Source organism: Dendronalium phyllosphericum CENA369 (assembly GCF_016056275.1).
GTDB classification, from domain to species: Bacteria; Cyanobacteriota; Cyanobacteriia; order Cyanobacteriales; family Nostocaceae; genus Dendronalium; species Dendronalium phyllosphericum.
Map to the genome: position 1 here is coordinate 34,904 of NZ_JAECZA010000026.1, position 9,679 is coordinate 44,582.

A 9,679-nucleotide genomic window follows, 5' to 3' on the forward strand; every position below is an offset into this window, starting at 1 on the left:
TGCGGTTTCAACTGTGAATAGTAAATCAGCTTACATTTACCCTTCCCACTGCTTTAACTTCTTCTGAGCAAATTTCCGCACTTCCTCATCTGGGTCATTCTCGGCGCGATCGCGCAACAGTGGTAAAGTCTGGTCATGCTGAGGAAATTGCTTAATAATTATCTCCAGTGCAATGCGCCGAGGATTGGTTTCATGCTCTTCCTTGCGCTCAAAGGGGTCATTAACAGTGCAGTTGTGGTAGATGTCAAACAACTCAAGCTGATATTTAAAGTGTTTAGCTAATTGTTGGACTGCTGCACGTCTCATATCTTGGCGATCATACTGGGTAGCGTGTTCTTTGAGGAAGGATTTGGTGTCGGGGTCATCTTTGAAGTTCTTCGCTAATTCTTTGACTGCTGTACGTCGCACATCTGGGTGATCGTCCTGGGTAGCGTGTTCTTTGAGGAAGGATTTAGTGTCGGGGTCATCTTTGAAGTTCTTCGCTACTTCTTTGACTGCTGTACGTCGCACATCTGGGTGATCGTCCTGGGTAGCGCATTTTTTGAGCCAGGTTTTGGTGTTGGGGTCATCTTTGAAGTTCTTCGCTAATTCTTTGACTACTGCACATCGCACATTCCACTGATTATCCTGAGTAGCGCGTTCTTTAAGGAAGGATTTGGTGTCAGGATCATCTTTGAAGTTATTCACTAATTCTTTGACTGCTACATATCGCATGAAAATGTTATCATTCTGGGTAGCACGTTCTTTGAGAAAGGATTTAGTATCGAGGTCATCTTTGAAATTATTTGCTAATTCTTGAACTGCTGTATGTTGCACATCTTTGTTATCATCTTGGATAGCGTGTTCTGTAAGTAAGAATTTTATGTCAGCGTCATCTTTGAAGTTCTTCGCTAATTCTTCGACTAATGCTTGTCGTACATCTTCACTATCATCTTGAGTAGCGCGTTTTTTGAGGAAGCATTTTATATCAGGGTCATCTTTGAAGTTCTTCGCTAATTCCTGGACTGCTAGATATCGGAGTAACTCATAATCATCTTGGGTCATGCGTTCTTTGAGGAAGGATTTTATGTCAGGGTCATTTTTGAAGTTATTGATTAATTCTTCAACGGCTACGTATCGCACATCTTCGTTATCATCTTGGGTAGCACATTCTTTCAGGATAGATTTGGTGTCGGGGTCATCTTTGAAATTCTTCACTAATTCTTGGACTGCTGCACGTCGCACATATTCATTATCATCCTGGGTAGCGTGTTCTTTAAGAAAGGGTTTGGTGTCGGGGTGATCTTTGAAGTTCTTGGCTAATTCCTGGACTGCTGCACGTCGCACATCGTTGTCATTATCCTGGCTAGCACATTCTTTTAGCCAGGTTTTGGTGTCGGGAGATTCTCGCCAGGTCATTGCAATTGCTGTGACTGCTTGAGTGCGAATTTTTTTAACTAGCTGAGTTTCTTCTCTATACAGCTGGGGGTCGTAATAGTACCAAAGGTCATATTTAATTAAATCTTTGAGCTTGTCAAATAATTTCGTAGCCGTTGACGCGATCGCCGAGCGATTTCTCACCTCTACAAGACACTTAGCCGCTAAAAAGAGATTGACAAACTTTTTCTCTTCGCCATCTTGCGCCATTAAATAATCAAGAATCTCCCCAACAAATTTAGGCTCAATCATTCCTACAATTAGCAGCAAAACTTCATGCCAACTTTCATCTTGCCAGTGTTTGCCAAAAACTTCATTCTTCAGTTCCTCAATAGTCAGGGTTTGCGTTTCTTTAAACTGCCAGACAAACTCCCAAGCACAGAAATATTCTAAAAATGTCCGATGCACAAAAGCATAATAATTTGCACCCAGGAAACATAACATAAAGTTGCGAGTCCGCAGTTGATTAATCATCACCTTTGCAACTTCTCTGGGTTTCTCAAATTCTATAGTTTTGAGATAATCTGTCAGAACTTTGACTAAATCATTTTCATTAATCAAATTACCTGCTAAACCCTTCTCACCAGTTTGCATAAGATAAGCAACCTGACGCAGCATCGCTTGCTTATCTTTATAATCAATTGTCTTGGGGTCTAACCTTGGATCTTCTGTCAAAGCGCGTTCCACATCCCATTGATGTAGCAGTACTCGCGATGCTTGATCGTAAAGTGTAGCTCTATCTCTTGGTAGCTCTTGATTCCGATTAAGAATTGCCATCATCGTCAACAGCAGAGGATTTCCCGCCAATTCTGCAATAGATTTGGAAGCTGCAATTCCTCTTTTTAGCCGTTCCCGTTTTCTCACTTTATCTACTGCATCGGTAAAAGTTAACTCATGCCAACGGTTGATAAAATCCTGAATTTGTTCTGAGTCTAAATCTTGTAAAATAAAGTGGCGAAACTCAGCATTAAGCAAGCGTTGGGGTTTATAGCCAATAATCCGAGATGTAACAATTACCTGGACATCAGGATAGTCATTAGTAAAGCGATGAATATCAGTAATTACATCCTCTCGCTTCCCAGGGTCAAACACCTCATCTAAACCATCAAACATCACCAAAGCATTACCAGCTTTTAATTGTTTATCTAGTTCCAGTTGATTGAGATGATGAATTGCACCACTACATTGATGAAAGAATTCGAGGAAATTATTGCACTCTTTATCTTCCCGTCGCCGCATATAAGTGCGTAATTCAATTAGCAAGGGAATTGGTAAAGATATAACATTATCCAGTGGTGACTGTGCCCAATTCAAAGCCAGATATTGCAACAATGTAGACTTCCCAGAACCAGGATCGCCCAAAATCACAAGATATTTATAATCTTGTTTTTTATTGACAACATCTAAAACTGAACGGATCGGCTGTTCAAAATAAACCCGTTTGTGGCGTTCTAATTCTGCTAATTCAATTTCTGCTTCTACTTGGTCGCTTTCTTGCAGCCGTCTGAGATGTTCTTTAGGCAGTTCGTGAACTTGCGGTAAGACTTGATGAGTTTCCCGGACATTTTGAGCAGTAAAAATCCGCCATAATTTCAGTTCGTTATAGGCATAGCCGTTAATATCTAAGCTATCCAATTTAAGATTGCCGTAGCACTCAAGAATTCCTTCTTGATATTTGACTAAATCAAATGTGGTAATTCTTTCAGCCTTACCTTCTAAGATATCTTTGATTTTATCCAGATTTTGGAAATTTAGAATATCTCTGAGTTCAGGAATTCCTTGAATAATCTCTTTAACCTTTTGCAGATATTTCTTCGCAACCCGCTTCCAGTTAAAATCATCTGGTAACGGATTTGAAACATTAATTTTATCCCAAATTTCTTGTAATCTATTAGTATCTATACCTGGATTATTATCTTTAAAGGCATTTCCCAAAATTTCTTTGACTTCTTGATTTTTGAGAAATTGCTTTATCGGTTGCGTATAGTTTTTGATTTCATCTTCAGAAAGTTCTCCACCTTTTAAATCTTCCTGCACCAGTTGTAAAAATTCTTTTAATGCTTTACCAGCAGCGATTTCTATATCTTCTTTCTTAAGTTTCTCTAAAATATTGCCAGGGATACCTTTTAATAAATCTTTAGCCCAATCTTTAGCAGCATCTTTGGCTAAGTCTTCCAGAATAGGTTTAAAAATCAACCCAGCGGCCTGAGTTACACCCCAAATAGCTAGCCAGTCCAGCATAATACTCGCTTCTGTTGAGAGTTTGACTACGAGTATATACACCAGCTTCAGCAAGTATTTCCGATTTCACGATAATTTAAAGTCAGGGAAATACGAGATAATACGTAGACACAAGAAAAAGTCTCGAACCTGAATGGCGCTAAGATAAGCCGACGCGGGGACACGGAGACGGGGGGACGCGGGGAAAATTCATTCAAAAATATCTCCGCGTCAACGTTTCTGTGCCTCTTTGCGTCAGTCTCAACATTTAACTTAGCGCCATTCGTCTCGAAGCTAGATAGATTATGTTAGACAGACCTGATAATTGATAACTTGGAATTGAGATTAGGAGTAGTTTTATGGTTCTACAAGTTAATCCCATCCAAAAAGAACCAGTTGTTACTTGGGAAGCACTTCCAGCCGATTACATTTTACCTGACGACCCAGTGGAAAATATTCAGCAACCTTCTCTCGCTGCGGCGCTTACCGATGCTTTGGGGAGTTCAGGACGCATCCAACCTCAGATGCTAATTGGCTCTAATTTTGGACTGGTAGCTACAGTAAATAAAAAAATCGTTGTCAAAGCGCCTGATTGGTTTTACGTGCCTCAAGTCCAACCTGTAGCCGCCGATGTAATTCGCCGCAGTTATACCCCAAATTTAGAAGGTGCTGCTGTGGCTGTGGTGATGGAATTTCTATCAGATACGGAAGGTGGAGAACTATCAGTACGTTCGACTCCACCTTACGGTAAACTCTATTTTTATGAACGGATTCTCCAGGTTCCAACTTATGTGACTTACGACCCCTACGAACCCAGTTTAGAAGTACGGTGCTTGCAAAATGGACAATATACTTTGGCGCAAGCAGATGCAAACGGACGTTACTGGATTCCTGAGTTAGAGTTGTTTCTTGGCATTTGGCAAGGTGAAAGACTGTGCCAAACAACGAATTGGCTGCGATGGTGGGATAGAGAAGGAAATTTATTGTGGAGCGAACAAGCACAACAAGAACGCCAGCGTGCCGAACAGGAACGCCAACGTGCCGAACAAGAACGTCAACGCGCTGATATATTAGCAGCTAAGTTACGGGAGTTAGGTGTTGACCCTGATGCGATCGCCTAATATTATCTTCGGATGAATGCTTATAATTAGGGCTGACGCGGGGACGCGGGGACGCGGAGAATTTTGAATTATGAGGCGTAGAAAATTGGTGTTTCAGACGCGATGAATCGCGTCTCTACATGAGGATTTGGGGCTTAACTGAACTGTATTGCTCTATTAATAATTCTCGATCGCATTACAATTGATTTCGCGCTTTTAGTTGTAAATATCGCTCAACTAACTGGTCTGTAATTTGATTTGCTGGTGCATCTAGTACTAACACACCTTTTTGCTTTAACTGGGCAAAAGCAACTTGCCGCTGTGCTAATAAATCTAAAGCAACAGCCCGTCCGTAAGTCTCTGTGACATTTTCGGTGAAGGTATGCGCCAAGCGATCGACTTGGGGATCTCGAAGAGTCACGCAAAACGGCAGATAGCGCGGTGCTAGCTTGGAAAGTGCCGCCAGCAGTTCAGTGGAGGCGGTGACATCAACTAAATCTGTAATCACTACCACAAGCGCCCGCCGAGTTTGTCGCTGTACAACACTTGTCACAGCCCCCAAATAATCAGATTCCAGCAATACTGGTTGTATCGGAGTCAAGCGATCTATTAGCTGACTGAGGTGAGATTGACCGCGTTCTGGCGCAATCCATGTATGCATTTGGCGGTCGAATACACCTACACCGACGCGATCGCCCCGATGTAACCCCGCCAAGGCTAATGATAAAGTTGCATTCATTCCCCAGTCAAATCGCTGCAAACCTTGCACCTTTGCAGTCATCAACCGTCCGCGATCGAGCAAAATCAGTAATGTTTGTTCCTGTTCTGGTTCCAAAACCCTTACTAATGGCGGTGTATTGCTGTATGCACCTACTCGACGGGCGGTAGCTTTCCAATCAATAAACCGCAAATCGTCACCAGTACGGTAGTTCCGTAACTCTGCAAACTCCGTACCGATACCCATTTGGCGAACTTTACGAATCGAACCAGATGATTGCAGTGTCAATTTAATTGAAAGCGATCGCAACCCTAATAAATCTGGATAAACCTTTACTGGCAGACTTTGGGGAATCTGCCAATCATCCCAAGCGAATCCCCAACGCCCTAACTGTCGCACCTGAATATTCCCCCAAGGAAATTGTCCTCGTTGGGTTGGGTTGACGGTGTACGTCAATTCTTGGGTACTGTTGCTGGCTACGGTGGTTTGGAGTGTGGTTGCAGATACGCCAAATTCTGCTGGGTAGTAGTCGCGGATTTGAATGACAGCCTGAGACTTTGGCGATTTTACCGTTAACAGAACCGGATTATCCCGCCCAATCGACAAGCGCGGCGGTAACTCCCGCTGAATTTCTACGCGCAGAGTCCGCGATCGCAACCCATCTACAATCATCAATCCCAAAACAAGGATATCAAATAGCAAGATGACAGCGATGCTTGCCGGAATGCTCAAAAAGAAACATAAGATGGGTGCGATCGCTATTCCCAACACTAATAATAAATAAACTCTTCTAGCGGGAACCATAGATTAACTGCCTTTGATTGTGCGGTTTTATTGAGTCAATCAACTTTACAGGAATATAGTCTGTAGGAAATAGGCGATCGCTCCCTATTTCTCCACATCTATTTTAAAATTAATCCGGTTTTTATCCGAGATTTAAACCCTCACTTTCAGATACTAGTAATTTACCTTCGCCTTTATAAAACCAAACATAACCTTCTCCACCACCTTTACCAAAATGACCTAACTTTCGGTAATCTTCTTCAATACCTTTTGTAAATCCTTTCACCATGTCATAATCAGCAATTAAAATTTCACCGTGCTTTAATTCAATAATTTTAGTTGGTGCAATTGTCGCTATTACCACTTGAGCTTTTTGTCCTTTTAAAGCTGATAGAGCAATTCTCCACCTACCATCATTAGAACCAGCAGCTTGTTTAAATTTTAATCGTTTAGTACCTAGAACTACATTATCAGAACAAAACTGGAATACACCATCATCAAATTCCCATTGCTCTTGTTCAAATAGTTCAATAGGTGTGTAATATAAAAAGTTTCCTTTATGTCTTGGTTCGAGGTAAACTGTACCGTTTCCCCGATAAACAGGAGCATTGAAATCTACCTCTGTACTCAGAGATACCCAGATATCTTTCAAACGGTTATCAGTTTTATAAACATCATAAGTTAATTTGCCAACACAACTGTGTAACGAACCTTTTTGAATTACAACTCCAGAATTTTCTAGCTTAATTTCAACTTGCTGCACAAAAGGAATATTTTTTGTAGGGTGATAAAATTTATTAGTATCTTTGTTGATATTATTTTGTAAATACCATAAATCTGTTGGTTCCAAAATATTAACTTTGTGTTCCATGAATTTGACCCTGTATGCTTAAATTAGTTGAGTATAAATAATAAACTCTCAACTGACAATGCCGAGATTTAACTCACATGTTTGTAGCTTTAACACAGACGCGATTAATGAGCCAGCGCATTGCGGTGAGGGGGTCGCAGTCTTGGCGCTTTGCGTCGATTGCGTTAGCGACGTTAGGAGCGTCACTCCCGAACCCGAAAGGGGTTTCCCCCGTTGTAGCGACTGACATCGCGTCTCTACTAACTCAGCAACGCCACTTGCTCCACTTGGGGAGACCCCAAGACCGCAGTGGCTCCTCAGCACTCAGCACTCAGCACTCAGCACTCAGCACTATCTTGGCACTGGCACTTGATTAATTACCGACGCAATTACCGCATCAATTTGTAAACCATCTAGCATCGCTTCTGGTTTGAGAATCAGGCGATGACGTAATAGCGGTGATGCCACAGTTTTAATATCATCTGGGGTAACAAAATCTCTACCAGCTAACCATGCTGCTGCTTGAGATGTCTGCAACCAAGCGCCAGCAGCACGAGGTGATGCACCCAAAGTTAAATCGGGAGATTGACGCGATGTTCCGATCAACGCTAAAAGATAGTCAACGATCGCTTCAGATACTTTAACTTCTTTGACTGCTTGCCGTGCCTGCAAAATTTCAGCTACGGTTGCCGCTGGTTTAAGATTGCTAATATCTACGCGTCTGGCGGCAAATCCGGCTTGACGATTGAGTAACATTTGTTTTTCAGCAGCGCGATCGGGGTAATCTACTACTAGCTTGAATAAAAATCTATCTAACTGCGCCTCTGGTAAAGGATAAGTACCCTCAAATTCCAAAGGGTTTTGTGTTGCAGTCACCCAAAATAAATCTGGCAAAGGCAAACTTTCACCATCCAAAGTTACCTGCGCTTCTTCCATCGCTTCCAACAGCGCCGCTTGTGTCTTGGGGGGAGTGCGGTTAATTTCGTCTGCCAACAGCACCTCGGTAAATACAGGCCCTTTTTTCAAAGTAAAACTGCGGCTATTCAAATCAAAAATATTTGTACCAGTAATATCTGAGGGTAAAACATCTGGCGTTAATTGAATTCGGCGAAAATCAGCTTGGATTAACTGCGCTAACACTTTTACCAAAAGTGTTTTACCAGTTCCCGGTACTCCTTCCAAGATTACATGTCCCCCTGCTAACAAAGCTACCAAAAACTGTTGTATCAGGTTGGATTGTCCGACTATGATTTGGTTGAGTCTCTGACCGAGGTGAAGAAAGACAGAATGGGTTTCGCTCATATTTTGTTTCTCATCTCACGCACAATTGCCAAGATGTTAAAAGATACTTGTTATCTTAGGCATCTTTGCGTGAAATTACAATTGTCGCCGCACAACTTGCCATTTCCCCAACCAGCTTAACAGCTCTCGTTCGCTCATGCGGCGTTTTCGAGATTGTAACTTTAATACCGCTTCTAATTCTGCTGCACTTGCGCCTGTTTTCTCTACCCAACGGTTCACTAGAGTTTGGCGTTCTAGGGGTATTTGTCCCAATCCCAAAGCTTTTTGCAATTGTAACTGTTCTTCTTTACCCACCATCTCTACAACAAAGTCGCTAGATTCAGCTTTTTGCAACACACCTGCCAAAGCTTGAATATATGCTTGGCTATTATCTACAACTGGCGTTTCTAAAGCTACTGGTTTCCCAAAACGGCGATTTTGCGCCCAAATTAGCACTAATAGCAAAACACCTACTTGCACCAGTATGGGTAATACAGGAGTTTTTGCAAAATAGCTGAGTAAGTCACCTTGACCTTCACTTTGTCTGATATCAGCATCTTTGTAGCCGTGAATATACTCATCCACAAATACAGATTTATTTTTATTAGTGACTAAATTGGCAAGATATTTGAAATTACTTAAATTATCTTGGTAGGCATTGGCAGCCAGATAGCGAGTCGTAGAAAAAATCGCTTTTCCTTTATTGTATTTTTCTTCCCAGACTACAGCACCAAAGCGATCGCCTAAAGAAACTTGTTGCGGCTTGGCTTTTGCATCGCGTCTTCGCGTCTCAATTTTGACATCGCCAAAGGGCGATTTTTGCATAGTGCTAAAATCTGCTGCCGTTACCTGCTGGTTTGCACCCAAAATCACCAAAGTGTTACCTTTTTCTACCCATTTGCGCTCTTGATAATCCAGCACGGGTTCTCTGAGAATACTGTATACCTGCAAAAGAGTCACTGGGCTTTCTGTCTTAAGATTGCTCAAAGGCTTTTGCCAGCGCTGGATAGTAGTTCCTTGCTGTTGCATAAAAGCATACCAAGCACCATACCCATTGGGAGCGCGATTATAAGTAGAGCCATTACTAATTTTGCTATTATTGGGAGCCGCTATCAAGGTAAGTAAGATTATCACCCCTAAAGCGATCGCTCCTATCCAAACAATGCGGTTTGAGCGTTTCATACTAACTAAGTGCTGAGTGCTGAGTGCTGAGTTAGGAGAGACGCGATTCATCGCGTCTGTACAGTTGTCAGTTGTCAGTTGTCAGTTGTTATTCTTACCTCCCCATCTCCCCCATCTCCCCCCTGTCTC

At 42.1% G+C, this 9,679-nt stretch carries 7 protein-coding genes; 2 read left to right on the forward strand and 5 right to left on the reverse strand.

Annotated features, from left to right (window positions below; all coding sequences use genetic code 11):
- Positions 1 to 36: 36 nt before the first annotated feature.
- Entirely contained in the window at positions 37 to 3,657 is a 3,621-nt protein-coding gene (locus I8752_RS09180) for a HEAT repeat domain-containing protein (protein WP_214432004.1), read from the reverse strand.
- Positions 3,658 to 3,995: 338 nt separating this feature from the next.
- Here I8752_RS09180 and I8752_RS09185 point away from each other — a divergent pair, with 338 nt between their 5' ends.
- Positions 3,996 to 4,757, forward strand: a complete 762-nt coding sequence (locus I8752_RS09185; protein ID WP_214432005.1) for a Uma2 family endonuclease — start codon at positions 3,996 to 3,998, stop codon at positions 4,755 to 4,757.
- A gap of 175 nt (positions 4,758 to 4,932) precedes the next feature.
- On the opposite strand, the gene I8752_RS09190 is transcribed toward I8752_RS09185, so the two are convergent.
- Positions 4,933 to 6,258 carry a DUF58 domain-containing protein gene (locus I8752_RS09190; protein WP_214432006.1) on the reverse strand — a complete coding sequence of 442 codons (1,326 nt, stop codon included), beginning with the start codon at positions 6,256 to 6,258 and terminating at the stop codon, positions 4,933 to 4,935.
- A 121-nt stretch (positions 6,259 to 6,379) separates the two neighbouring features.
- The gene (locus I8752_RS09195; protein WP_214432007.1) at positions 6,380 to 7,108 is read right to left on the reverse strand and encodes an AIM24 family protein; all 729 of its coding nucleotides are present in this window, start codon (positions 7,106 to 7,108) and stop codon (positions 6,380 to 6,382) included.
- Positions 7,109 to 7,215: 107 nt separating this feature from the next.
- On the opposite strand from I8752_RS09195, the gene I8752_RS09200 reads away from it, so the two are divergent.
- The gene (locus I8752_RS09200) at positions 7,216 to 7,464 is read left to right on the forward strand and encodes a hypothetical protein (RefSeq protein ID WP_214432008.1); all 249 of its coding nucleotides are present in this window, start codon (positions 7,216 to 7,218) and stop codon (positions 7,462 to 7,464) included.
- On the opposite strand, the gene I8752_RS09205 is transcribed toward I8752_RS09200, so the two are convergent.
- A complete protein-coding gene (locus tag I8752_RS09205) occupies positions 7,439 to 8,389 on the reverse strand; it encodes an AAA family ATPase (protein WP_214432009.1) in 951 nt (316 codons plus the stop codon). The two genes, I8752_RS09200 and I8752_RS09205, sit on opposite strands and share 26 nt — an antisense overlap.
- A gap of 75 nt (positions 8,390 to 8,464) precedes the next feature.
- Entirely contained in the window at positions 8,465 to 9,550 is a 1,086-nt protein-coding gene (locus tag I8752_RS09210) for a DUF4350 domain-containing protein (protein ID WP_214432011.1), read from the reverse strand.
- Positions 9,551 to 9,679 lie beyond the last annotated feature (129 nt).